The organism is Pseudomonas sp. IC_126, assembly GCF_004331835.1.
Taxonomy (GTDB): domain Bacteria; phylum Pseudomonadota; class Gammaproteobacteria; order Pseudomonadales; family Pseudomonadaceae; genus Stutzerimonas.
Window position 1 is genome coordinate 950,788 of record NZ_SJSS01000001.1, and the last position, 25,998, is coordinate 976,785.

20 protein-coding genes are annotated in these 25,998 nt (G+C 61.3%); 13 read left to right on the forward strand and 7 right to left on the reverse strand.

The features are described 5' to 3' along the window. Positions 1 to 208: 208 nt before the first annotated feature. Entirely contained in the window at positions 209 to 2,161 is a 1,953-nt protein-coding gene (locus tag E0D86_RS04355; protein ID WP_131648739.1) for a sigma-54-dependent Fis family transcriptional regulator, read from the reverse strand. Between the two features lie 404 nt (positions 2,162 to 2,565). Between E0D86_RS04355 and pqqA the strand changes: the two genes are divergently transcribed. The 7 genes from pqqA (at position 2,566) to E0D86_RS04395 (ending at position 9,506) form a co-directional block, all read left to right on the forward strand. Next, a complete protein-coding gene (gene pqqA / locus E0D86_RS04360) occupies positions 2,566 to 2,637 on the forward strand; it encodes a pyrroloquinoline quinone precursor peptide PqqA (RefSeq protein ID WP_115028541.1) in 72 nt (23 codons plus the stop codon). A 48-nt stretch (positions 2,638 to 2,685) separates the two neighbouring features. After that, complete coding sequence (pqqB, locus tag E0D86_RS04365; protein WP_131648740.1) at positions 2,686 to 3,597, forward strand: pyrroloquinoline quinone biosynthesis protein PqqB; 912 nt, start codon at positions 2,686 to 2,688, stop codon at positions 3,595 to 3,597. 118 nt (positions 3,598 to 3,715) lie between these two features. Further along, entirely contained in the window at positions 3,716 to 4,468 is a 753-nt protein-coding gene (gene pqqC / locus E0D86_RS04370) for a pyrroloquinoline-quinone synthase PqqC (RefSeq protein WP_131648741.1), read from the forward strand. A 104-nt stretch (positions 4,469 to 4,572) separates the two neighbouring features. Beyond that, on the forward strand, positions 4,573 to 4,851 hold the full coding sequence (gene pqqD, locus E0D86_RS04375) for a pyrroloquinoline quinone biosynthesis peptide chaperone PqqD (RefSeq protein WP_014853085.1): 279 nt from the start codon (positions 4,573 to 4,575) through the stop codon (positions 4,849 to 4,851). Beyond that, a complete protein-coding gene (gene pqqE, locus E0D86_RS04380) occupies positions 4,823 to 5,977 on the forward strand; it encodes a pyrroloquinoline quinone biosynthesis protein PqqE (protein ID WP_131648742.1) in 1,155 nt (384 codons plus the stop codon). The genes pqqD and pqqE overlap by 29 nt, the downstream gene beginning before the upstream one ends. A 687-nt stretch (positions 5,978 to 6,664) precedes the next feature. Continuing rightward, positions 6,665 to 7,828, forward strand: coding sequence for an alcohol dehydrogenase-like regulatory protein ErcA (gene ercA / locus E0D86_RS04390; RefSeq protein ID WP_014853082.1), 1,164 nt, complete (start codon positions 6,665 to 6,667; stop codon positions 7,826 to 7,828). Beyond that, the gene (locus E0D86_RS04395; RefSeq protein ID WP_131648743.1) at positions 7,812 to 9,506 is read left to right on the forward strand and encodes a NahK/ErcS family hybrid sensor histidine kinase/response regulator; all 1,695 of its coding nucleotides are present in this window, start codon (positions 7,812 to 7,814) and stop codon (positions 9,504 to 9,506) included. The genes ercA and E0D86_RS04395 overlap by 17 nt, the downstream gene beginning before the upstream one ends. Positions 9,507 to 9,536: 30 nt before the next feature. Here E0D86_RS04395 and E0D86_RS04400 read toward each other — a convergent pair whose 3' ends face one another. After that, positions 9,537 to 10,910, reverse strand: coding sequence for a substrate-binding domain-containing protein (locus tag E0D86_RS04400; protein ID WP_131648744.1), 1,374 nt, complete (start codon positions 10,908 to 10,910; stop codon positions 9,537 to 9,539). 138 nt (positions 10,911 to 11,048) lie between these two features. Next, complete coding sequence (gene xthA, locus E0D86_RS04405; protein WP_131648745.1) at positions 11,049 to 11,861, reverse strand: exodeoxyribonuclease III; 813 nt, start codon at positions 11,859 to 11,861, stop codon at positions 11,049 to 11,051. A 146-nt stretch (positions 11,862 to 12,007) separates the two neighbouring features. On the opposite strand from xthA, the gene E0D86_RS04410 reads away from it, so the two are divergent. The 6 genes from E0D86_RS04410 to E0D86_RS04435 all read left to right on the forward strand — a co-directional run bounded on the left by E0D86_RS04410 (position 12,008) and on the right by E0D86_RS04435 (position 21,994). Further along, positions 12,008 to 12,646 carry an N-acetyltransferase gene (locus tag E0D86_RS04410; protein WP_131648746.1) on the forward strand — a complete coding sequence of 213 codons (639 nt, stop codon included), beginning with the start codon at positions 12,008 to 12,010 and terminating at the stop codon, positions 12,644 to 12,646. A gap of 196 nt (positions 12,647 to 12,842) precedes the next feature. Next, positions 12,843 to 14,519 carry an autotransporter assembly complex family protein gene (locus tag E0D86_RS04415; protein ID WP_256681137.1) on the forward strand — a complete coding sequence of 559 codons (1,677 nt, stop codon included), beginning with the start codon at positions 12,843 to 12,845 and terminating at the stop codon, positions 14,517 to 14,519. 29 nt (positions 14,520 to 14,548) lie between these two features. After that, positions 14,549 to 18,208, forward strand: a complete 3,660-nt coding sequence (locus E0D86_RS04420) for a translocation/assembly module TamB domain-containing protein (RefSeq protein WP_131648978.1) — start codon at positions 14,549 to 14,551, stop codon at positions 18,206 to 18,208. A gap of 422 nt (positions 18,209 to 18,630) precedes the next feature. Beyond that, positions 18,631 to 19,983, forward strand: coding sequence for a sodium:alanine symporter family protein (locus E0D86_RS04425; RefSeq protein WP_131648748.1), 1,353 nt, complete (start codon positions 18,631 to 18,633; stop codon positions 19,981 to 19,983). Between the two features lie 51 nt (positions 19,984 to 20,034). Next, positions 20,035 to 20,535 (forward strand): thiol peroxidase, encoded by a 501-nt coding sequence (tpx, locus tag E0D86_RS04430; RefSeq protein WP_131648749.1) that lies wholly within the window; start codon positions 20,035 to 20,037, stop codon positions 20,533 to 20,535. A 283-nt stretch (positions 20,536 to 20,818) separates the two neighbouring features. Further along, positions 20,819 to 21,994, forward strand: a complete 1,176-nt coding sequence (locus E0D86_RS04435; protein ID WP_131648979.1) for an NAD(P)-dependent oxidoreductase — start codon at positions 20,819 to 20,821, stop codon at positions 21,992 to 21,994. A gap of 70 nt (positions 21,995 to 22,064) precedes the next feature. On the opposite strand, the gene E0D86_RS04440 is transcribed toward E0D86_RS04435, so the two are convergent. The 4 genes from E0D86_RS04440 to E0D86_RS04455 all read right to left on the reverse strand — a co-directional run bounded on the left by E0D86_RS04440 (position 22,065) and on the right by E0D86_RS04455 (position 25,945). Then, complete coding sequence (locus E0D86_RS04440) at positions 22,065 to 22,991, reverse strand: DMT family transporter (RefSeq protein WP_131648750.1); 927 nt, start codon at positions 22,989 to 22,991, stop codon at positions 22,065 to 22,067. 105 nt (positions 22,992 to 23,096) lie between these two features. Next, positions 23,097 to 24,377 (reverse strand): TRAP transporter large permease, encoded by a 1,281-nt coding sequence (locus tag E0D86_RS04445; RefSeq protein ID WP_131648751.1) that lies wholly within the window; start codon positions 24,375 to 24,377, stop codon positions 23,097 to 23,099. Continuing rightward, positions 24,378 to 24,905: a TRAP transporter small permease gene (locus E0D86_RS04450; RefSeq protein WP_131648752.1), complete on the reverse strand. Its 528-nt coding sequence runs from the start codon at positions 24,903 to 24,905 to the stop codon at positions 24,378 to 24,380. 65 nt (positions 24,906 to 24,970) lie between these two features. After that, positions 24,971 to 25,945 (reverse strand): TRAP transporter substrate-binding protein, encoded by a 975-nt coding sequence (locus E0D86_RS04455; protein WP_131648753.1) that lies wholly within the window; start codon positions 25,943 to 25,945, stop codon positions 24,971 to 24,973. Positions 25,946 to 25,998 lie beyond the last annotated feature (53 nt).

The following is a 25,998-nucleotide window of genomic DNA, read 5'->3' on the forward strand; positions in this document are numbered from 1 at the left end:
TCCCAGGGTAAGACCAGCGAATCAGGACTCGCCCTGGAGAGCCGCGGAAAGCTCGGACCTCGAACTGCCGAGCACTATTTCAGTGAGGCACGGCGCCAGGATGGCGAGGCACGGAAGGCCTTCCTAGGTTTCGCCATTCGCCATTCGCCATTCGCCATCTGCGGTCAGCTCGCTCCATGGCGTGCTGAGTCTCTCCTGCAACTCAGAGCTAGAACATCTCATTGGGCTGGACGATGCCGTGCTTTTTCATCTTGCGGTACAGCGTCGAGCGGGAAACGGAGCTGGCTTCGGCTGCCGCGCTGATGTTCCAACGGTATTGCCGCAGGACTGCCAGCAGATGGCGCGCTTCGTCGTCGCCCAACTGGTCGGCCAGGGTGGCCGCTGGCGCCGGCGGCGTGGCCGGAGCGGGAAGGGATGGTTGATGCAGCTCGACAGGTAGGCAATCGCAATCGATCACACCGTCTTCGGCCAGGGCCACGGCGTAACGCAGCGCATTGAGCAACTGGCGGATATTGCCAGGCCAGGGATGGTTGAGAAGGCGCTGGCGTGCCGCTTCGTCCAGGCGTAATCCATCAGCGTCGGCCTGAGCGCTGAGCAGGTTGTGAATCAGCTCGGCGCGGTCGCTGCGCTCGCGCAACGCCGGCAACGCCAGGGTCATGCCGCTGAGTCGATAGAACAGATCCTCGCGGAACAGCCTGGCCTGGATCATCCCGTGCAGATCCTGATGCGTGGCGGACACCACCTGCACATCCAGCGGCACCGGCGTCTCGGCACCCAAGGGAAAGATCTCTCGCTCTGCCAGCACCCGCAGTAGACGGGTTTGCAAGTGCGCCGGCATATCGCCGATCTCATCGAGAAACAGCGTGCCGCCGTTGGCCAGCTCCAGCTTGCCCTTCATGCCTTTCTTGCTGGCACCTGTGAAGCTGCCGCTACGGTAGCCGAAGAGTTCGCTCTCGATCAGAGTTTCCGGGATGGCGGCACAATTGAGGGCGATGAAAGGACCGCCTCGCCGGGCGCTGGCCTGATGGACGGCCCGCGCGAAGGCTTCCTTGCCGGTGCCTGTCTCGCCAGTAATGAGGATAGGGATACCTTTATCGATCACCTTGCGGATTCGCCGCACGCCCAGTTGCAACTGCGGGTCGCTGCCGCCGAGATGTTCAAGGTCGGGATGCTCGCTTGCCGGGGTGCGTGCGCACGCATCTGACGTCGGACGCGCGGAGCGCAGATGGTTCGCGGGAATGCGCAAGCCAACATCCATCAGCGCCTCGCCCTGCAGGGAACGCAGTCGCACGCCACGGGCTCCGCCGTTGGTCATGCTGAGCAGTTCATTGACGTTGGCCGGCAGTAGGCTATCGATGGGCCGGCCGAGCAGGGCGCTTCCATGGCCTTGCTCGTAGGCGACGAAGGCGGCGCGGTTGGCACCGATCACCCGTCCTTGTTCGTCCAGGGCCAACAACTGTTCATTGGCAAGATCGGTGATGTCGTCGCGTGGCTTGATGGCCAAGGTCAGGCGATCGCGGTAGCTCTGATGGAAGTGGGCGTTCTCGATCAGCCGCGCGTACATGATCACCAATTGCAGGGTCAGGTACTGCGCTTCCTTGGGGCCATCGCTGTTCAGGCATGTGGCGTTGAGGCAGCCGCGCAGCTGGCCCTGGGCGTCGAAGATTGGCGATACCGAGCAGCTCAGGCGGAAGTTCGTGGCGAGGAAGTGCTCCTCACGGTGGATGGTCAGCGCCTGGGTCGCGGCAAGGGCAGTACCGATGCCGTTGGTACCGGCGACCGATTCGTCCCAGCGCGCACCGATGATTAGCCCAGACTGAGTGTAGAGGTCGCGCTGTGCGGGCAGGCGCGCATCCAGCGTGACGCCGCCCTCGTCGCTGAGCAGCACGGAGAAGCCGGCTTGCACGACGCGCTTGGCCAGGCCGGTGACGCCCTGGCTGGCGACAGCCAGATACTCCTGATGCTGAGCCTGGTGCTGGCGGATCTCGGCAGCGGTGAGAATGTTCTTCTCGCAGCGTCCGCGCGGGTTGAGGCGGTGCTGGGTAACGCTTCGGTACCAGGACTGAGCAATCAAGCCGTCCGGTTGAATGCCACGTTCGGGAAAGTGATCAGCCACGAAGGCTGCGAGTTCGCTGGCATTATCCGAAGCATGCAAATTCATTGTGATCCTCATTGGCCGATGACGGACCTGGGGCACGTCTCGACGTCTTGTTGTTTTTTGTCGAACCAGCGGCTGACCGAACGCTTCAACCATAGACTTCTTCGGCGGCACCTTCTGTCATCCATCCGTCGGAGATGGCACGGATACAGCAAGTGATATGCCGGGAGCACTCGGCGTCACCGCAAGCCCCGAGCTTGGGCGGTCAGAGGTAGGCCGCTGAGTGCGGACGTCGGCACAGCCGTCGCAAGAATGCGACATGTGGAGCAGACAGGCGTACAGGTGTCGCTGACACGCTACCAAATCAGGACCGAAACTCGTTCGAAAGTAGCATTCGGGGGTGTCGGGCCTGATGGTTAACTCAAATCTGCCGGAATTCTCCGGCTTCATAAGAAGAGGAACGACCCATGTGGACTAAACCCGAGTACAGCGATCTGCGCATTGGTTTCGAAGTGACCATGTACTTCGCCAATCGTTGACTGTTCCGCCCCGGCTTCGGCCGGGGTTCTATCAATCGGGGGAAGTGCATGTTCATCCAGATTCTCGGTTCTGCTGCAGGCGGTGGTTTCCCTCAGTGGAATTGCAATTGCTCCAACTGTGCCGGCCTGCGCGCCGGTACGTTGCGCGGACTGGCACGTACCCAGTCGTCCATCGCCATCAGCGATAACGGCGTGGACTGGATTCTCTGCAACGCCTCGCCGGATATCCGTGCGCAACTGGAGGCCTTTCCCGCCTTGCAGCCGGCGCGCAAGCCGCGCGATACGGCGATCGGCGCGATCATCCTGCTCGACAGTCAGATCGATCACACCACCGGCTTGCTGACGCTGCGCGAAGGCTGCCCGCATGAGGTCTGGTGCAGCGAGATGGTCCAGCAGGACCTGACCACCGGCTTTCCATTGTTCAACATACTCGAGCATTGGAACGGTGGCCTGAAGTGGAACCCCATCGCGCTGGACGACAGCTTCGTCATTCCGGCCTGCCCGAATCTCGTCATCACGCCGATCCCGCTGCGCAGCTCCGCGCCGCCATATTCGCCGCACCGCAACGATCCGCATCCGGGCGACAACATCGGCCTATTCATCGAAGACCGCCGTACCGGCGGCAAGCTGTTCTACGCACCTGGCCTGGGCCAGGTGAGCGAGGCGCTGCTGAGCACCATGCGTGGCGCTGATTGCCTGCTGGTGGACGGTACGCTCTGGCGCGACGACGAAATGCGTGTGCGTGAGGTCGGCGACAAGCTGGGCAGCGAAATGGGCCATCTGCCCCAGAGCGGCCCGGGCGGCATGATCGAGGTGCTCGACGGCCTGTCGGCGGCGCGCAAGATCCTCATTCATATCAACAACACAAACCCGATTCTCGACCAGGACTCGCCCGAGCGCGCCATTCTCGACGAGCACGGCATCGAAGTAGCCTTCGATGGCATGAGCATCGAGTTGTAGCTGCGCTCCGGACGTAGGGTGCGCTTTGCGCACCGAGTAATTAGAGCCGGTGCGCAGAGCGCACCCTACGAGACAAACCTTCCCGCGTTGAGCGCTGGACCTGCATAAGGAAGCCGCGATGACCCTGCCAGCCATGACCCCCGCCGAATTCGAGCAGGCGCTGCGTGCCAAGGGCGATTACTACCATATTCATCACCCCTTTCATCGAGCGATGTACACCGGGCAGGCCAACCGTGAGCAGATCCAGGGCTGGGTGGCCAACCGTTTCTACTACCAAGTCTGCATTCCGCTGAAGGATGCGGCGATCATGGCCAACTGTCCGGATCGCGACGCGCGCCGCGAGTGGGTCCAGCGCATCCTCGATCACGACGGCGCACCCGGCGAGGAGGGCGGCATCGAAGCCTGGCTGCGGTTGGCCGAAGCGGTGGGGCTCGACCGCGAGCAGGTGCTGTCGCAGGAGCTGGTGCTGCCCGGCGTGCGTTTCGCGGTGGATGCCTATGTTCACTTCGCGCGCCGCGCCTCCTGGCAGGAGGCGGCCAGCAGCTCGTTGACCGAGCTCTTCGCACCGACCATCCACCAGTCGCGCCTGGATGCCTGGCCGCAGCATTACCCCTGGATCGAGGCGTCCGGTTACGACTATTTCCGCAAGCGCCTGAAGGAAGCGCGGCGCGACGTCGAGCACGGCTTGCGCATCACCCTCGGGCATTACCGCACGCGCGATGCGCAGGAGCGGATGCTGAACATCCTGCAGTTCAAGCTGGACGTGTTGTGGAGCATGCTCGATGCCATGAGCATGGCCTACGAGCTGGACCGCCCGCCGTACCACACTGTCACCCGCGAGCGAATCTGGCACAAAGGTATCGAGCTGTGACGGCGGATATCACCTCGCCGGAAAACGGCGTAGGGTGGATAAACATTCCATGTGGGAGAGCGCCACGCGGGCTTCCCATTTCGACCTTTGGCGAGTGACCCGACATGACCGAGAACATCCTGCCGAAAGTCCCGACCTTGCGCCGCGGCTACCGCTTTCAGTTCGAGCCGGCGCAAGGCTGCCACGTGCTGCTCTATCCGGAGGGCATGATCAAGCTCAACGACAGCGCCGCCGAGATCCTCAAGCGGGTCGATGGCGCGCGCTCGGTGGGCGGCATCGTTGCCGAGCTTCAGGCAAGCTTTCCCGGCGCGGAGGGCATCGAAGAAGACATCCTGGCGTTCGTGGAGGTGGCCGTTGAACGGTTCTGGATCGAGCTTCGTTAAGCCCGGCTACGAGCCCGGTCCGCCGCTGTGGCTGCTCGCCGAGCTGACCTACCGCTGCCCGCTGCAATGCCCGTACTGCTCTAACCCGCTGGATTTCGCCCGCAGCCATGAGGAGCTGAGTACCGCCGAGTGGATCGAGGTGTTCCGCCAGGCGCGGGAGATGGGCGCGGCGCAGCTGGGTTTTTCCGGTGGCGAGCCGCTGGTGCGCCAGGACCTGGCCGAGCTGATCGAGGCGGCCCGCGGGCTGGGTTACTACACCAACCTGATCACTTCGGGCATCGGCCTGACCGAAGAGAAGATCGCCCGCTTCGCCGAAGCCGGGCTGGACCATATCCAGATCAGCTTCCAGGCCGCCGACGAAGAGGTGAACAACCTGCTGGCCGGCTCGAAGAAGGCCTTTGCGCAGAAGCTGGAAATGGCCCGCGCGGTGAAGCGGCATGGCTACCCGATGGTGCTCAACTTCGTCACCCATCGGCATAACATCGACAACATCGAGCGCATCATCGAGCTGTGCTTGGAGCTGGAAGCGGATTTCGTCGAGCTGGCCACCTGCCAGTTCTACGGCTGGGCCGAGCTGAACCGCGCCGGCCTGTTGCCGAGCAAGGCGCAACTGGAGCGGGCCGAACGCATCACCAACCAGTGGCGCGAGCGGCTCGCCGCCGAGAATCATCCCTGCAAGCTGATCTTCGTGACGCCCGACTATTACGAAGAGCGCCCCAAGGCCTGCATGAGCGGCTGGGGGAACCTGTTTCTCGACGTCACTCCCGACGGCACCGCATTGCCGTGCCACAGCGCGCGCCAGCTGCCGGTGGAGTTTCCCAACGTGCGCGAGCACAGCATCGAATACATCTGGCGGCATTCCTTCGGCTTCAACAAGTTTCGCGGCTACGACTGGATGCCCGAACCCTGCCGCAGTTGCGACGAGAAGGAACAGGACTTCGGTGGCTGCCGTTGCCAGGCGTTCATGCTCACCGGCGACGCCGCGAATGCCGATCCGGTGTGCAGCAAGTCGGCGCAGCACGGCGTCATCCTCGCCGCGCGCAAGCAGGCCGAGGAGGATGCGCCAGGCCTCGATCAACTGCGCTACCGCAACGAGAAGGCCTCGAGGCTCATCCTTAAGGTCTGAGCCCGGCGCTGGCCGGGCCGCTGAACGATAGATGCATGCATGAGCAAAACCGCTGTCCCCTATGGTTCCTGGCCCAGCGAATGGAGCGCCGAGCGGGCTGTTCTGGATCGAGTACGACCCAACGGATGCGCGTTGCACGCTCAGGTACTGGCGGGTTGCAACAGCCGCGTTTTGCCGAGGACGGGATTCTTTATTGCCTGAGCGATCATGATGGTTTGGCGCGAGAGCGGAGGGCGGCTTGTGGTGCGTGAGTTTGGCGGTGCGCCGAGCGTACCCTACGGAAACATGCCTGAGTCAGCCGTAGGGTGCGCTCCGCGCACCGGTGATTTCGACCGTGCCCCGGCCCCATGGCAGTTAGGTACTGCCAGCTATCAGTCCCTGGCCGGTGGCGGTCTGTTGTTGACCCACCGCCGCCTATCAGCTGCATCCGGTGGAACGCCACGGCTTTCGCAACGCCGCCAATCCGGCTGATGCGCTTCAGCGTGAGTGACGCTTCTACCAAGCGCTGCTTTGAACGACGCTCGTCTGGAAAGCCAACCCTAGCTCTGATCCCGTTTCGCCGAAGCCGCGTCGGGTTGTGCAACGAAACGGGACGGACCTGCGCACGCTATTCCTTGAGTGCATTGCTTTACCCGACCAATCCAGTAGGCTTGCGCGGTTGTTACAAAAATAATAAAGGCCACGGTGATGAGCCCGAATATCAGCCTCCAGCGTAAATTCGTTTCCCCTGAAATCATCTTCGGCGCTGGTTGCCGCCACAGCGTCGGCACCTGTGCCAGCAACTTCGGCGCGCGCAAGGTGCTGGTGGTTTCCGACCCCGGTGTGGTGGCTGCTGGCTGGGTAGCCGACGTGCAGGCCAGCCTCGAGCGGCAGAACATCGAACACCACCTGTTCACCGATGTATCGCCCAACCCGCGTTGCGAAGAGGTGATGCTCGGCGCCGAGGTCTATCGCAACGAAGGTTGCAACGTGATCGTCGCGGTGGGCGGCGGCAGCCCGATGGACTGCGCCAAGGGCATCGGCATCGTGGTCGCCCACGGTCGCCATATCGTCGAGTTCGAAGGGGTGGATACCCTGCGCGTGCCCAGCCCGCCGCTGATCCTGATTCCCACCACGGCCGGCACCTCGGCCGACGTTTCGCAGTTCGTGATCATCTCCAACCAGGACGAGCGGATGAAGTTCTCCATTGTCAGCAAGGCGGCGGTGCCGGACGTTTCGCTGATCGACCCGGAAACCACGGCGAGCATGGATCCGTTCCTGTCCGCCTGTACCGGCATCGACGCGCTGGTGCACGCCATCGAGGCGTTCGTCTCCACCGGTAACGGCCCGCTGACCGATCCCCACGCGCTGGAGGCCATGCGGCTGATCAACGGCAATCTGGTGCAGATGATCGCCAATCCGACGGATATCGCCCTGCGCGAGCAGATCATGCTCGGCAGCATGCAGGCCGGGCTGGCGTTCTCCAACGCGATTCTGGGCGCCGTGCATGCCATGTCCCACAGCCTCGGCGGCTATCTCGACTTGCCTCACGGACTGTGCAACGCGGTGCTGGTCGAGCACGTGGTGGCATTCAACTACGACGCCGCGCCGGATCGCTTCAAAATCGTCGCCCAGACGCTGGGTATTGATACGCGCGGCCTGAACCACCGGCAGATTCGCGAGCGCCTGGTGCAACATCTGATCAGCCTCAAGCAGTCGATCGGCTTCAAGGAAAGCCTCGGCCTGCATGGCGTCGACCTGTCGGATATCCCCTTCCTTTCGCAGCATGCGATGCAGGACCCCTGCATCCTTACCAATCCACGTTCTTCGACCCAGCGCGATGTCGAGGTCGTCTATGCCGAAGCCCTCTGACGATCAACAGCAGGCCCTGACCCAGCTGCTCGGCTTCGGTAGCCATTCGGCGCGCAAGAGCCATTACCCCGAACTGCTGAGCCGCCTGGAGGAGCTGGAAGCCGAGCGCAATCGCTACAAATGGCTGTTCGAGCATGCGGTGCATGGCATCTTCCAGGCCAGCCTGCAGGAGGGCATTCGTGCCGCCAACCCGGCCTTGGCGCGCATGCTCGGCTATGAAAGTCCCGAGGCTGCGCTGTGGGCGCTGACCGATCTGTCGCATCACCTGTTCATCGGCGGCGAAGAGGAGCTGTTGCAGATTCGCCATACGCTGACCATTCAACAGGGGCTGTTCGGCTACGAAACCCGACTGCGGCGCCAGGACGGCAGCTTCATCGACGTGATGATGAACCTGCTGCTCAAGCCGGACGAAGATGGCCTGGTGGAAGGCTTCGTAGCCGATATCACCGAGCGCAAGCAGGCGCAACAGCGCTTGCTGCAGCTTAACGAGCAGCTGGAACAGCGCGTGGCCGAACGCACCTGCGAGTTGCGAGAGGCCCGCGACGCCGCCGAAGCGGCCAACCTCAGCAAGGACAAGTACCTGGCCGCCGCCAGCCACGATCTGCTGCAACCGTTGAATGCGGCGCGGCTGCTGATCTCCACCCTTTGCGAACGGGACCTGCCGAGCGCCGAGCGCAACCTGGTGCTGCGGGCGCACCAGGCGCTAGAAGGCGCCGAGGACCTGCTTACCGACCTGCTGGATATCTCCAAGCTGGACCAGAGCGCGATCAAGCCGGACATCGACAGCTATGGCCTAGACGAAGTGCTGTTGCCGCTGGTTTCGGAGTTCCAGCCGGTCGCCGAGGCGGCGGGGCTGCAGCTCGTCCACTTCATTCCTCGCTATGCGATCCAGACCGATTTCCGGCTGCTGAGCCGCATCCTGCGCAACTTCCTCAGCAATGCCTGCCGTTACACCGAACGCGGCCGGGTATTGCTCGGTGCGCGCAAACGCGGCGGTTCGCTGCGCATCGAGGTCTGGGACAGCGGGCGCGGCATCGCCGAGGATCAGCTGCAGTCGATCTTCCTCGAGTTCAATCAGCTCGGGGTCGAGCGCGCGGCCGAGCGGCGCGGCGTCGGCCTGGGGCTGGCCATCGTCGAGCGCATTGCCAAGATGCTCGACTACCGCATCCAGGTCAGGTCGCAACCGGGTCGCGGCTCGGTTTTCAGCATCGAGGTGCCGCTGAGCGAATCGATGCCCAGGCGCAATCTCGAGACGCTGGTCAGCGTGCCGCAACTGGGTGATCCCTTGCCGGGGCGGCGACTGCTGGTGCTGGATAACGAGCTGAGCATTCTGCACAGCATGTCCGCGCTCCTTGGCCAGTGGGGCTGCGACGTCCTCACGGCGACCGATCAGGCGCAAGCGATTGCCGTGCTGGGCGGGCAGGCGCCGGAGCTGATCCTGGCCGACTTCCATCTCGACCAAGGCGTCACTGGCTGGGAGGTGGCGCAGGCATTGCGTGAGCGCTTCGGCGAGGCGATTCCGGTGGTGATGATCACCGCTGATCGCAGCGACCAGTGCCGCAAGCAGTTGCAGGGCCTCGGCGTGCCGGTGCTGAACAAGCCGGTCAAGGCCGGCAAGATGCGCTCGGTGCTCAGCCATCTGCTTGCTGGCGATACATCCAAATCGGCTGTGGAGTAGTGGTAGAAAACAAGCCGCGATCTAGGCATTTCAGTAAAGCCAGACCTCTACGCGCCTGTTCTTGACCCGGCCTGACGGGGTATTAGAAGCCACTGGAAGTTGATCACCCAACCCATTGATATCTTTAACCAGAATTCCACCACGCGCTAACTCGCGACGCACCGCCATCGCGCGGAGTTTGGACAGCAGCTCGGTACGCGCCGAGTCCCCTCGCGCATCGCCGAAGCCCACCAGCACCGCGGCGTTCATCTGTTTGTCAGCACGCTGGAGATAATCGATCAAGCGTCCGATATCACGTTGAGCCTTGTTATCCAGCCGTGCGCTGCCCTCGTCGAAACGAAAGTTGACGGTCAGCCGCCGGGCATCGTTGGCCAGGTCTTGGTAAAGCTGTGGCATGTCGGGTTGGGCCGGCAGCTTTATCGCAGTGATTGCCTGCGCGACGTAGCCGGCCTTTTCGACGATGGCCTGCCCGGCGGCGCTATGGGCAAAGTCGAGATAGGCCCGTGTCCAGTCCGACTGGGCAGTAGGCTTGGCGTAGAGGAACAGACGACGCGACAGCGGATAGTCTTCGGTCGCGACCAATGCGGTGGACGGAAGCATGGGCTCCGAGTCGCCGTCGGCAATCGCCAGCGCCTTGGCGCTTCCCACCGAGGCGAGGCCCACGAAGCCGATAGCACCAGGGCGGCTGATGACCGTTTGGGAAAGCTGGTCATTGGATTCATAACGCAAGGCACTGCCGGCGAGCGTCTTGTTCTGAGTGCCGAGTACCAGTTCCTTGAAGGTGTCATAGGTGCCGGACTGATCGTCGCGCGCATGCAGTTCAACGGTCAGATCATCGCCGCCCAGCTCGCGCCAGTTGCGAATCTCGCCAGCGAACAGGCCGGCGACTTGCGCGACGCTGAGCGAGGCGATTCGGTTGTTCGGATGGACGATGATCGCCAAACCGTCGATGGCGATGATCTGCTCGGACTGTGCGCTGCGCAGGTTACCGAGGCTGGCCAGGCTGTCGTATTCGCTGTCCTTGATGGGGCGCGATGCGGCGGCAAGATCGGCGGAACCGTTTCCGAGCCCAGCAAAGCCAGTGCCTGTGCCGTGAGCGGCAACCAGGGCGTACAGCGTGCGGCCGGTTTTGCTGTCGATTGCGCTTATCCGCTGCTCGTTTTCCTTGGTGGAAGCGATCTTTATCGATTGCAGTCCCTGTGCTTCGAACAGACCGGCGATCAACATGGGCGCTAATTTGGCGCCGACGGTGTTCGACCCATGGATGCTCAGTACCGGCTGATCCTTTGCAGGTAACGCCGGCACGGCTCCGTTTACCGAGAGGGGAGATGCACAGAACAGGGCGAGAAACGCCAGGCATAGCACCCGTTTCCCAATGGTGCGTGCGGACGTAAAAAGTGCCATGCAGCGAATCTCCCTTTCAAAGAAGCGGGGAGATTAAGACGCTTTGTTTACCGTTATGTGACCGCCGACCTGGATGGATGTCGATCTGTGCATTAGTACCCCGCCGCGCAACGCGGCGGGTGGAGTCGAACCGGCGGCTCAGTTCAGCTCGATCCAGACCGGGCAGTGGTCGGAAGGCTTCTCCATGCTGCGGATGTCGTAGTCGACACCACTGTTGATGACGCGCTGATGCAGGCCGGTGGTGGTCAGGATCAGGTCGATGCGCAGCCCTCGACGTGGGTCATCTTCGAAACCACGGCTGCGGTAGTCGAACCAGCTGAAGCGATCGACGACTTCCGGGTTGAGCGTACGGAAGCTGTCCTGCAAACCCCAGCTCTTCAGCCGCGCCAGCCATTCGCGTTCTTCCGGCAGAAAGCTGCACTTGCCCGTACGCAGCCAGCGCTTGGCGTTCACGTCGCCGATGCCAATGTCGCAATCCTCAGGCGAGATGTTGAAGTCGCCCATGATCGCCACCGATTGATCGGGCGTGAAGCGCTCTTCCAGCAGGGCTTGCAGATCAGCGTAGAACTTGGTTTTGGCGGGAAACTTGGTCGGATGGATACGGCTTTCGCCCTGTGGGAAATAGCCATTCATGACGGTCACCGGCTGGCCGTTGGCATCGGCGAAGCGGCCCCAGATGAAGCGCTTCTGCGATTCCTCGCCATCGCCGGGAAAGCCTTTGTGGATTTCCAGCGGCGCCTGCCGCGATAGCAGGGCGACACCGTAATGGCCTTTCTGACCATGGAAATGTACGTGATAGCCGAGCGCTTCGATCTCGGCCTGCGGGAACTGTTCGTCCGCTACTTTGGTTTCCTGCAGACCGATGACGTCCGGCTGGTGTTTTTCGATAAGCGCAGCAAGTTGATGAGGTCGTGCGCGTAAGCCGTTGATATTGAAGGAAACGAGCTTCATGGATGAGGGCTCCGGAAAAACCGCGATTCTAATCGTTTCGGCCTTTGCGGTGCGAGTCGTATCAGCCGGTCGCCAATAAGCGGCACGAGCACGGTACGGGTGCTAACGTGAATTCAGCGCTCTACAACATAAGAAAGAGAACTGCCATGCCGATGCCTGCTGAAGTACGAATGCTGGACAGTGGTTACGCCAGGGAGGCGCGCTCGCTTCTGTACAACGCTTACCGTCACGAACCCACCTATGCCTACCTGTTCGAATCCGATCGGCCCGGGTACGACCAGCGTGTACGCGCCACCGTGCGTGAGCTGGTCAATCAGCATTTTCTGCAGGATCAGCCCGCGCTGGGGTTGCTGGCGGATGATCGGCTGATCGCCGTGGCGTTGATCGCGCCGCCGCAGCGTCGTCTGGATGTCACCGAGAGTTGGGTCTGGCGCATGCGCATGCTGATGACCACGGGCTTTCGCTGCACCCGGCGATATCTTGATTACCACGCGGCAGTGCTCGGCTGCCTGCCGCCGGGCGCTTTTCATGTGCTGCCATTGATGGCCGTCCATCCGCAGTTTCAAGGGCAGCACTACGGTGAACAGTTGCTCGAGGCGCTGCATAACTGGTGTGCTGTGGACACGACCTCGCAGGGATTGGTGCTCGACACGGGCAATCCACGCTACCTGAACTTCTATGAGCGGCAGGGCTATGAGGAAATCGGTCAGGTCGCGATCGGGCCTGTGGTCGAACACGTGTTCTTCCATCCCGCGCCGCGCCAGGTCGAAGCCAGTCGAGGATAGCGGCGAATTTTTGCGCGTTGCGCATAGTCCAACCGGTGGTTTTCCGACGAAGCTTTTCGATGTTCTACCTAACGCTGTATGTACCGTGCTACACGCATCCACGCCGATCCGAGCTTCGGTGTTTATCGTGCTAGCATCGCTCGCCATGCGTATGTCCTCCGTTGGCCGGCTCGTTGCCGTCGGCCTAGCCTCGTTTATGTCCACTGGCGTTCATTCAGCGGAGCTCGATGTCAGGATCGAGCCGTCCAACCGTGCCTTGCGCGAAAACGTTGAGAACTACATCGGTGACCTCGGCGACCGTAACGAGCGTGAACTGCTGCGCTACAGCCGTATCGCCCAGGAACAGGCGGAAAAGGCGCTGCAGGCCTTGGGTCATTACAACGGCGAGATCGAATCCGAAGTCAGCGGTGGCGAGAATCCGCAGCTCATTCTGCGTATCGAGCCCGGCGAGCCGGTTCGACTGCGCGATATCACCCTGCGAGTGGATGGGCCGGCCAGCGAGTTGCGTACCTTCCATGTGCCCCGTAACACGCTCAGGACCGGCGAGGTGCTCAATCACGGCCTGTATGAAGAGGTAAAGCAGCAAATCCTCAATCAGGCCTCGCGCTATGGATTCTTCGAAGGTCGCTTCACGAGTCAGCGCTTGACCATCGACCCTTCGATCAACGCCGCGGACATCGAGCTGGTGTTCGAAAGCGGCCCGCGTTATGTGCTGGGGAATGTCAGCTTCGAAGGCGATTCACCCTTCGACCCGGATCTGCTGGCGCGGATGGTGCCGTTCGAGGCGGGCACGCCTTATGACTCGGAACTGGTGGCCGAGCTCAACCAGGCGATGCAGTCCAGTGGCTATTTCGAAGGGGTACGGGTCGACGCCAACCCGGCCAATGCCCAACAGCAGCGCATTCCTGTCGCGGTGCAGCTGACCACGCGCGATCCAAGAACCCTAGGGCTGGGGTTGGGATTTTCCACCGACGTGGGGCCGCGCATGCGTCTGGATTTCCTCCGTCACTGGGTCAACCCCCAGGGCCACAGTTACGGCGTCGAGACCGAACTCTCGGCCCCTCGTCAGAATGTCGGACTCTGGTACGACGTGCCGCTGGACCCGCCGCTGACCGACAAGCTGCGCTATGCGGCCGGTTACCAATACGAGGAGCTGGGTGACAACGATAGCCTCAGCGAACTGCTGACAGTCGGCCCCGAGTGGCATCGGAAGCTGCCCAGTGGCTGGCAGCGGGTCTGGTCGCTCAAATGGCGCCATGAACAATATGAGCTGGGCGATGATACGGGCGTCAGCACGCTGTTGATGCCCGGCGTCTCCTATAGCTATCTGCGCAGCGACAACCGTATCGACCCAAGCCGTGGCTACCGCCTGGAGTTCGAGCTGGCCGCAGCGAAGGACGGTCTGCTGTCCGACGCGGATCTGATCCATGCAAACACCACGGTGAAAGGCTTGATCACGCTCGCGGACCGTCATCGCTTCCTTGGTCGGGTGCAGGTCGGCGGCAACTGGACCAACGAATACACCAACGTGCCGCCATCACTGCGCTATTTCGCTGGTGGCGATCAAAGCGTGCGCGGTTACGACTATCAGAGCCTATCGCCGACCAACTCGGACGGCGACCGCATCGGCGGCCGTTACCAGCTGGCAGTCAGCGCTGAGTATCAATATTCGCTCACCGACAAGTGGCGCGTGGCGACCTTCATCGATCAGGGAAATGCGTTCAACTCGCTGGAGCTTCCGTCGCTCAAAAGCAGCGTTGGTCTGGGCGTTCGTTGGGTTTCGCCGGTCGGGCCGATTCGTGTCGATCTGGCCCATCCGTTGGACAGTAACGGCGGCGTGCGGCTGCATTTCTCCATGGGGCCGGAGCTTTGAGGCGTACCGCGAAAATTGTCGGCTGGGTAATGCTCGGCCTGGTGACGTTACTGCTACTGATTCTGCTGGCCGTAGGTGCGGTACTGGGCACGCACACGGGGAGTCGTTGGGTCCTGAACAAGGTGCCTGGGGTGGAAGTGGAGCAATTCCATGGACGTCTGGGTGGCGAATGGCAGGCGGAGCGGCTGACATGGCAACAGGGCGCCAACAGGGCGGTAGTGGATGCGCCGCGAATGGCCTGGTCACCGATGTGCCTGTTGCGCATGACGCTGTGCATCGAGGAGCTGGTGGTCGGCGACATCGATCTGCAGTTTCCGCCGACAGCCGAGGATGATGCACCGAGTGAGCCGTTCAGCCTGCCGGACGTCAAACTGCCGCTGGAGCTGCGAATCGAGCGCATCGAAATCGGCGAGCTTCGGCTGAATGATGTCCAGCAGCTGCGAAGCCTGCAGCTGCGCGCCGATTGGCGAAAGGAAGGGCTGGAGATCAGCGCCCTTCAGGTCCGCCGTGATGATCTTTCGCTGGATCTGACCGGCCGCTTGCAACCGAACGGCGACTGGCCGCTGGAATTGAGCGGCACGGCTGCAATCCGTTCACCCGACGCGCAACCCTGGGCGCTGATGCTTGCGGTGAACGGCGAGCTGCGCGACCAGTTGCATTTGAATGTCGAAAGCCAGGGTTACCTCGATGCCAGGCTCAGCGGCCAGCTAAGCCCGCTGGCATCGGAGCTGCCGGCGCAGCTTCGGGTGGTGGTGGAGCGCTTCAAGGCGACTCCGGAACTGCCCGATGGACTGCGGCTGGATACCCTTGAGCTCAGCGCCGAGGGTGATCTGGAACAAGGCTATCGGCTGGTTGGTGACGGGCGCTTGCAAGGCGAGGGCGGCGCGGTCGGCATTGCGCTGAACGCGCTGGTCGACGCCAAACATGCGGAGGTCGAAGCGCTGCAGCTGGATGCCGGCGAAGGGCAACGGATCAGCTTGAACGGGCAGGCCGATTGGCAGGAGGGTCTGACGGGTGAGGCCGAGCTGGCGTGGCGCGATTTTCCTTGGCGCAGGCTTTACCCCGACGTGGATGAGCCGCCGGTGGCGTTGCGCACGCTCGATGCGCAAATCCAGTACGACGACGGCAACTACCTGGGTAATTTTGATGCCGCGCTGACCGGGCCATCCGGTGAATTCACGCTGCGAAGCCCTGTCAGCGGCGACCTCGAAGTCGTGCATCTACCGCAGCTGGAATTGCAGGCCGGGCAGGGCAGAGCTGCCGGCAATCTCAGCGTGGGCTTCGCGGATGGCATCGAGTGGAACACTCGCCTGGACATGAGCGAACTCGATCCGTCCTTCTGGGTCGCCGAGTTGCCGGGCCAGCTGGCCGGCACGTTGAGCAGCCGTGGCACTATGCGCGATGAGCAACTGCAGGCCGAAGCGCGTCTGGATCTCACTGGAACGTTGCGTCAGCAACCGTTGAAACTACAGCTGGAGGCGAGTGGACAGGGCGCCGCCTGGGATGTTCCGCTCGTCGACCTGCATCTCGGGGACAACCGAATCCAGGGCAGCGGGCGCTGGGCCGAAACGCTGCAGGCGAATCTTGAGCTCAACCTGTCGCGACTGGCGCAGCTCTGGCCTGATCTGCAGGGCCAGTTGGCCGGCGACCTCAAGCTGGCCGGTACGCCGCAAACGCCGGAAGGCACGCTGGCCCTCGAAGGCAGTCAGGTGGCGTTCCAGCAAAATCGCATCGAGCATCTGGAGCTGGCCGCCAGCCTCGAACAGGGCGAGCGTGGACAGCTGCGACTGGTTGCCGATGGGCTGCGGGCAGGTGATACCGAGCTGGGCCGGCTACAGGTGACGGGCGACGGCTCCCAACAGGCTCATCAGGCCGATCTGAGTCTGCAAGGGCCGCTGCTGGATCTGTCTCTGGCGTTGGATGGCAGTCTACGCGGCGAGGATTGGCGAGGGCGCTTGCTGCGGGCCGAACTGGATGCTCAAGGCCAGCAGTGGGCCCTTCAGCGGCCAGCATCGCTGGAGCGACTGGCCAACGGTCGGATCACATTCGGTGCTCATTGCTTCGGTTCAGGCCCCGCCACGCTGTGTGCTGAAAATCAGCGGCTTCTGCCTGATCCGCAACTGCGCTACCGGCTACGCGACTTTCCGCTCGAATCGCTTGCCGAGCACATGCCGGACAACCTGAACTGGCAGGGCGAGGTCAACGCCGACCTGTCGCTCGACCTGCCCGCTGCCGGTCCTAGCGGCACCATTCGCATCGACGCCGGCCCAGGCACGTTGCGTATGCGTGACGGCGACCAATGGCTGGATTTCCCCTACGCAACCTTGGCTTTGAACAGCGAACTGACGCCCAAACGTGTCGATAGCCACTTGCGCTTCGAGGGCGGCGAACTCGGCGAGCTCGATGTGCGCCTGCAAGTCGACCCGAGTACCGAGGCGAAGGCCATCTCTGGCTCCTTCTTTCTGAGCGATTTCGATCTGTCCGTGGCCAGGCCCTTCGTCGCCCAGGTCGAGCGGTTGAATGGGCAACTGAACGGGCGTGGCGAGTTATCCGGCAGCTTGCAGGCGCCGCAGGTTAACGGCGAGCTGCGATTGAGCGACGCCGAGATTGCCGGCAGTGAGTTGCCAGTCAGTTTCGAGCAGCTGCAGGTTCGGGCGCTCATCGAGGGCGAGCGCGTGCGAGTCGACGGTGACTGGCGCAGCGGCGAGCAAGGACGAGGGGAAATCGCCGGAACCTTGAATTGGACCGATGCGCTGGATCTGGACATGCGCATAAGCGGCAGCCGGCTCCCGGTTATCGTCGAACCCTATGCCGAGCTGGAAGTCGAGCCGGATCTACGGCTGGAGCTAGCCGGCGACCAGTTGGCGGTAAGTGGAAAGGTCCGGGTGCCACGTGGAGATATCCAGGTTCGTGACCTGCCTCCTTCGACAGTCAGGGTGTCCGAGGACGCGGTAATCGTCGGCACGGAAGCCGAGGACGCGCAGACGCCGTTGGCCATTCGCATGGATATCGATGTCGAGGTGGGCCAGGACCGCCTGCGTTTCTCTGGCTTTGGCCTCACCGCGGATCTGGCGGGTTACCTGCACATCGGCGACAACCTCGACGCGCGTGGCGAGCTCAATCTCAACAATGGGCGTTATCGAGCCTATGGCCAGCGTCTGACCATTCGCCGCGCACAGCTGCTGTTCACCGGCGTGCTGTCCCAGCCATTCCTCAATATCGAGGCGATACGGCGGATCGACTCGGACAACGTCATCGCCGGTCTACGCATCACCGGCAGCGCCGAGCAGCCACGGGTCGATGTGTTCGCCGAACCGGCGATGAGTCAGGAACAGGCGTTGTCCTATTTAGTGCTGGGACGGCCGCTGGGAACCGATTCCGGTGAGAACAACATGTTGGCGCAGGCTGCTCTTGGGCTTGGCCTGGCTGGCAGTGCATCGATTACTGGCAATGTTGCGCAGCGTCTGGGTATTCAGGATTTCCAGCTCGACACCGAAGGAAGCGGCACGGAGACCAGCGTGGTCGCCAGCGGGCGCTTGACCGATCGCCTGACGCTTCGCTACGGCGTGGGCGTATTCGAGTCGGCCAACACCGTTGCCCTGCGCTATCAGCTGACCAAACGCATTTTTCTCGAAGCCGCAAGCGGTTTGGCCAGCTCCCTTGACGTTTTCTACCGACGTAATTTCTAAAGTCACGGTGCGGCATCCGCTTCTTGAAAAATATATTGAGTGGACTGGCGGCGGTGCCGCCTTAGGCTACTCTGGTGGGCTTATGTAACCAGCAAGTCGGCGTGACTCAACGGTCGATCTACAAGCCCTCCAGCGTCTTTCCGATGCTGCGCGAATCGCGTGCAATCGACGTCGCGCCAAGCGCTTGTGGTGGTGGTAGGATCGCTCGGTCGCTCCTTGTGTCGCAGCTATTACAGAGGCCTTGGCATGGGCCCTGCAAGTTGTCGGTAGTCACCCAGGACATGAAGTTCAGGGTAATTACCGGGTCGTTTCGGTTAGTGGCGGAAGACGGCAGTGATGCCTGCTGGCGTTGTGCTTCTGCTGCGCTCCAATGCGGGCCGCTCGGGCAAGGATGTCTAACATAATCAATAAGGGTGCTTTGAATGGAATTTCTGCAAAACCTGGTCAATAGCGTCAATGGTCTCGTCTGGGGACCGCCCATGCTGGTGCTGATTCTAGGCACCGGTTTCTTCCTCATGGTCATGCTCAAGTTCATGCCGCTGGTGCGTATCGGCACCGGTTTCGCGCTGATCTGGCGCGGACGCGTCAAGGGCGATGAAGACACGGGCGAGATCAGCCCGTTCCAGGCACTCATGACCTGTCTGGCGGCCACCGTCGGTACCGGTAACATTGCCGGTGTCGCCACCGCCATCTTCCTTGGTGGGCCGGGTGCGCTGTTCTGGATGTGGTGTACGGCGCTGGTAGGCATGGCGACCAAGTACTGCGAAGTGGTACTGGCCGTGCATTACCGCGAGAAGGATGACCGCGGCGAGCATGTCGGCGGCCCGATGTATGCCATCAAGAATGGTCTGGGCAAGAAGTGGCTGTGGCTCGGCGGGGCATTCGCGATCTTTGGTGGGCTAGCTGGCTTCGGCATCGGCAACATGGTGCAGGTGAACAGCATGGCGCTTGCGCTCGAAACCACCTTCTCGGTGCCGCTGTGGCTCACCGGTCTGGTCACGATGGTGGTTGTCGGTCTGGTGATTCTCGGTGGCATCAAGCGCATTGGTGCCGTGGCCGCTGCACTGGTGCCTTTCATGTGCGTTGCCTACATCATTGCCGGTATCGTCGTGTTGGTGGTCCATGCCTCCGAGATCCCGGCGGCCTTCGATCTGATCTTCACTCACGCCTTCACGCCCATTGCGGCCACTGGCGGGTTCGCCGGTGCGGCGGTCATGGCCGCTATTCGCTTCGGTGTGGCGCGCGGTATTTTCTCCAACGAAGCAGGTCTGGGTACGGCGGGTATTGCACAGGCGGCCGGCACCACTAAAAGCTCCGTGCGCTCCGGAATGATCGGCATGATGGGTACCTTCATCGATACCATCATCATCTGCTCCATTACCGGTCTCGCGATCGTTTGTTCCGGCGTCTGGACCAGTGGCGAAAGCGGCGCGGCATTGTCTGCTGCAGCCTTTGAATCGGCTATGCCTGGATTTGGTGGCGCCGTACTGACCATCGCCCTGGTGGTCTTCGCCTTTACCACCATTCTGGGCTGGAGCTACTTCGGTGAGAAATGCTGGGAGTTCATGATGGGCACCAAAGCGATCTGGCCATTCCGCGTCATCTGGGTATTGGCAGTGCCCTTCGGCGCGATCGCACAGCTCGACTTCGCCTGGCTGCTGGCAGATACCCTTAACGGTTTGATGGCGATTCCCAACCTTATCTCGCTGATTCTGCTTAGCCCTGTCGTGGTCAAGTTGACCAAGGAATACTTCGCCCGCAAGCAGGCAATTTAAGCAAACTGGGCCGCAGGGCAGTCTTGCGGCCCATGACTGAGAGGAGTTCACATGACTGAAGTAACCCTGAAAGGCGCCCCGATCCAGGTCGCTGGCACGTTCCCACAGGGCGGCCAGAAAGCGAGGCCATTTAGCCTGGTAGGCGGTGATCTGTCAGATACCACGCTGGAGAGCTTTGCCGGTAAGCGCAAGGTTTTGAACATTTTCCCGAGTATCGATACGCCGACTTGCGCCACTTCGGTGCGCAAGTTCAATGCTCAAGCCAACGAACTGGCCAACACCGTGGTGCTATGCATCTCCGCGGACTTGCCATTCGCGCAGAAGCGTTTCTGCGGTGCTGAAGGTTTGGAAAATGTGGTGAATCTATCGACCATGCGTGGCCGCGAGTTCCTCGAAGATTACGGCGTGTTGATCGCCAGCGGTCCGCTCGCGGGCGTCTCCGCACGCGCGGTTGTGATTCTGGACGAGCAGGATCAGGTGCTCTACAGCGAATTGGTGCCGGAGATCGGTAGCGAGCCGAATTACGACGCGGCTATTGACGCACTCAAGTAAGTGATCGGTAGAAAGGCGGCGCAACGCCGCCTTCTACTCCCGACTCGATAGCCTGGCGCCACCTTTACGCGAGCCCGCGTCGATGGGCCGATAACCTTCCTCCAGTCAGTTTTTCATGTGGCCTTTGTTCTGCGTTGGTTCACTGCGATGGCGATAGGCCAGATTTTTTAATTTGCTACAAAATCTTTTCGCGTGACTGCGGTCCTACCTTTCATTGCCAAACTGAATGGATTCGCTTATGCCACTCTCGCCCCCCAAGAAGATCGGTGTTTCGGGCACAGGGATGATCGCCCACTGCCTCATTCGCCTATTCGAACAGCATTTTCAGGACATACAAGTTTCCCGGGTGCTGACGCGTCGGCCGTTGAATTCGTTCACCGACTTTCCGCTTACTGAGCGGCTCACCAATTCCATCGATCAGCTTATCGACGAGGCTGACCTGATCATCGAATGCAGCGGTGATGTTTTCCACGGTACGGAGGTTATCGAGCGTGCCTTCGAGGCAGGGTTGCCAGTCGTTACGGTAAACGCCGAGCTACAGGTGACGACAGGTTCTTATCTGGCTGGGAAGGGCTTGCTCACAGAGGCGGAAGGCGACCAGCCGGGCTCGCTGGCGGCGTTGCATGAAGAAGCCTTGATGATGGGTTTCAAGCCGCTGGTATACGGCAACATGAAGGGCTATCTGAATCACGATCCGACACTGGAAGACATGATGTTCTGGTCGAAGCGCCAGGGCATCAGCATCGACCAGACGACGTCTTTTACCGATGGCACCAAGGTACAGATCGAGCAGGTGATCGTAGGGAACGGCTTGAGCGCAAGCATTACCAAGCAGGGCCTGGGCGGGATGGCTTCGACCAACCTGACCGAAACCGGCAACGTGCTGGGCATGATGGCTGATCGTCTCTGCCAACCCTTCGTTGACTACGTGATCCCGTCCGGCTACTCGGCCGGAGGCGTGTTTCTGGTCTGCCGGCATGACGATAACCAACAGGCTGCCCTCGAATACTTCAAGCTCGGGCCAGGTCCCTATTACACCTTGGTGCGCCCGTTCCACCTGTGTTCACTCGAGGTCGGCAAAACCGTACGCCGTGTGTTCAATGGCGGCGGCGTGCTGCTGAACAATTCAACTACACCGACGCTCGGTGTGGCTGCGATTGCCAAGCGCACGATGCGCCCGGGTGAGCTGATCGAGCGCGGCATTGGCGGTTTCCAGTTCCGTGGCGAGGCGGTGAAGCTCGACGAGAATCCCGATCACGTGCCGATTGGACTGCTGCGCAAGACGGTACTCAAGCGTGCGGTTGAGCCGGGGCAGTTGATCACGTTCGATGATGTCGACATCCTGCCGAGCCGTGCGCTGGATATCGTCATGCAGCAGCGTGCGGAACGCATCGCCAGGAGCAAGCAAACATCAGGAGCGAGCCGGGAACCAGGCGGGATGATAGCGACAGGCAGCTGAACGCTGCTGTAAGAAGAGAAGGCCGCGAATGCGGCCTTCTTTATATAAAAGAAAAGGGATTACTGCTGGATCAATCCTTGCGGTAAGTCAGCATGACGATGCCGAAGATGACGATGGCGCCCCCGAGAATCTGACCCGCAGCGAGCATCTGATCGAGCACCAACCAGCCCATGATCAAGGTCGCCAGGGGCTCGATATTCATCACCGGTGCGTTGCGCGACATGTTGAGTCTTGGCACGGAAACGAACAGCGTAATGAATGCCGCGCCATAGAGCCCGACCAGCACTGCCAGTGCTGTCCAGCCGGTACCACTCTGCGGCAACGACAGCCCGCCAGGCAGCAGGCCGCTGGCCCCGGCAAGGTTGGCGCTGCTGAATACGATCAGCATGGTCAACAGGCTGCGCACCGATCCGCGTACCTGCGACAGCTTGTGGTCGGTGATCCAGAGCGCTAGGGCGAAAACGCTGGCGGCACAGAATGCGAGCGCGACCCCGAGAATCCATTCCGGTCCTGCGTCTTCGCTGGAAGAGAGGCGTGCCGGCACTTCCAGGACGAATATCAAGCCGACCAGTATCAAGCCCATCAGCAACGCTGTGCGCGCTGTGGGGCGCGCCCCTCCCAAGGCCCATGTCAGCAAGGCCAGCAAGATTGGAAACACGTTGGCCACCAGTAGCGCCAATGCCACCGGAACCCGCGCCACGGCTGAGTACAGACAGATGCTTTGAGTGGCGATCAACAAGCCCAACAGCAACTGCCAGCGCCAGGCACCGGGCGCCAGGCGGATGCTCTGCCGCTGCCAGAAAACCAGCCCGGCCAGAACAATGAGCGTACCGCCCGAACGCAACAGGATTGCCAACAACACGCCCGCGCCATCATCGAAGGCTACCCGCGCCGCGACATGGTTACCGGCGAACCCGCAGCCGAGGCAGACGAGTATCAACACTGCGATATGGCGCGGAAAAGTTACGGGTACGTCGGGAGTAGCTATAGCAGTCATGTCGAGTTCCGATCCTAATAATCAAACGCCAGCCCTATAGGCTGGCGTAGGTGAACATTGAACGGTGAGACCGCCCGCCCTGCGAACAGGGCGGGCGGCGTCGCGTTACAGCACTACACTCGGCAGCCACAGGGAGATTGCCGGAATGTAGGTGACGGCCATCAGCACCAGGAACAGCGCGGCATAGAAGGGTAACAGCGCCTTGATGGTGTTTTCGATGGTGACCTTGCCAATGGCGGCACCGACGAACAGCACCGCTCCCACCGGCGGGGTGATCAGGCCGATACCGAGGTTGACCAGCATGATCATGCCGAAATGCACCGGATCGACCCCGATATCGGTGATCACGGGCATCAGGATCGGTGTAAGGATGAGAATAAGCGGAGCCATATCCATCAGCGTACCGAGTGCCAGCAGCATGAAGTTGATGCACATGAGGATCACGTAGCGGTTGTCCGACAGGGTCAGGAACATCGAGGTGATTTTCGAGGGGATCTGCATCAACGTCATGATGTAACCGAAGGCACCTGCGAAGGCGATCAGGATCATCACGATCGACAAGGTCCGCACTGTGCGATGCAACAGCTTGGGCAGTTCGCGCCATTTGTAATCGCGGTAGATGAACATGGTCACGAAGAATGCCCAGAGCACTGCAATCGCCGCGGACTCGGTCGCGGTGAACACACCGCTGAGAATGCCACCCAGGATGATCACCATGGTGAACAGCCCCCAGAGCGCATCGACGCAGATTTTCAGTGCCTGGCGTAGTGGAATGACTTCGCCCTTGGGGTAGTTACGCTTTTTGGCGAATATCAGGCAAAGCCCCATCATCACCGCGCTGAGCAGCAGGCCTGGGCCGATACCGGCGATGAACAGTGAGGCGATGGAAACGGTGCCGCCAGCGGCCAGCGAGTAGAGCACCGAGTTGTGACTTGGTGGCGTCAACAGTGCCTGGACCGAGCCGCTCACGGTCACGGCGGTGGAAAACTCGCGGGGATAGCCCTTGCGTTCCATTTCCGGAATGAGGACCGAGCCGACCGAGGCCGTATCGGCCAGGGAAGAGCCGGAGATCGCTCCGAAGAAGGTCGAGGCCATGATGTTGACCAGCGACAACCCGCCTCGGACAAAGCCGACCAGCACGCTGGCGAAGGCCACCAAGCGCCGGGACATGCCGCCCTCGGCCATGATGGCCCCAGCCAGCACGAAGAAGGGAATGGCCAGCAAGGAGAACTTGCTGATGCTTCCGGCAATCTGAATCATCACCGCATGAAACGGAATGTCGATGTACCAGGCGCCAGCCAGCGCAGCCAGGCCCAGCGAATAAGCGACGGGGACGCGCAGGAAAATCAAGACGATGAAGCTGCCTACCAGTATGAGCGCATCCATTTAGAGTGTTTCCTTGCTGTCTTCGAAAAGCTCGAAATTGACCGAGCGACGATGGCGTTGATCGCCGAAGCAGAGCTTCTCAACGATGAAGATCAGACTCAGGAAGCCGCCGATGGCAATGGGTGAGTAAGCGATGCCCACGCGTAGCGTTGGCAGGGTGCTCATATATTGATTCCAGGTGGCGATGCACAGTTTGATGCCCCAGATCAGCATGAACAGGCAGATTGCGGCCATCAGGAACTGGACCAGAAGGTCAATGTAACGCTGCCAGGAAGCGGGCATGCGATCCGTCAAAGTGGTGACCGCCATGTGCGCACCGGCACGATAGCTGGCCGCCGCGCCGACGAAGGTAAAGATGGCCATCAGCAGTATCGCCACTGGTTCGGGCCAGCCGGCGCCGGTGCGCAGTACATAGCGGGCAAAAATGCCCCATGGAATGATCAGGGCCATGGCCGTAATGGACAAACCGGCAACCCAGATACAGCTGAGGTAGATCACGTCATTGACGCGTAGTAAGGAATTTTTCATGAGGCTTCACCGCGAGCACGACGCCGGCTGCGGGCCGGCGTCGCGAGGTTCTTCTGAACGACCTGTTACTGGACGGCTTCGATACGCTTGATCAGATCGGTGTAGGCGGCGCCGTACTTTTCGCGTACCGGGGCGGTGGCATCGTAGAAGGGCTTCTTATCGACTTCGATGAACTCCACGCCTGCGGCTTTGAGCTTTTCTTCGCTGCTGGCGGATTTTTCATCCCAGAGCGTGCGCTCTTCCTGCTGCGCTTCCTTGGCGTACGTCTTCACCAGCTCCTGTTGCTCCGGGGTGAGCTTGTTCCAGGCCGTCTTGGACATGACGATAGGCTCGGGAAGAATCAGGTGACCAGTCAGGGTGTAATGCTTGGCTGTGCGGTAATGGTTGTGCTCGAGCAGCGTCGGCGGGTTGTTTTCGGCACCGTCCACGACACCGGTCTGCAATGCGCTGAAGATTTCAGCAGTATCCATCGCCACGCCCTGAGCGCCCATGGCATTCAGCGTATCGATGAACAGCGGGTTGCCGATCACCCGAATCTTCATACCCTTGAGGTCTTCGATGCTGCGTACCGGCTCCTTGGTGTAGAGATTACGGACGCCGCCATCCATCCACGCCAGACCGACCATGTTGAATTCGGAGTCAGTGATCTTGTCGAGAAGCTCCTGGCCGATTTCGCCGTCGATGACCTTGCGCATGTGTTCGTGATCGCGGAACACGAACGGCATGTTGAAGGCATTTACGTCCGAAACCACCGGACCGAGCGTGCCGAGGCTGACGCGGGTCATCTGGACGGCGCCGATCTGGAGCTGTTCGACCACTTCTTTTTCCGAGCCCAGCACGCCGCCGGAGAACATCCGGTATTTCAGTTCGCCATCGGTGGCGTCTTCGAGTTTCTTGCCCAGATTCTCCATGGCCACCACGGTCGGATAACCGGCTGGATGGACCTCGGCCATTTTCAAGGTGGTGGCGGCTTGTGCGAGGCCCGGCAGACACAGGGCGAAGGGAAGCGCGGCGATGAGCAACTTGCGTTTGAAGTTCATGTGAATCTCCATCTTGTTGTTGTTGATGTTGCAGCGTTGCGAGCGACAAGGTC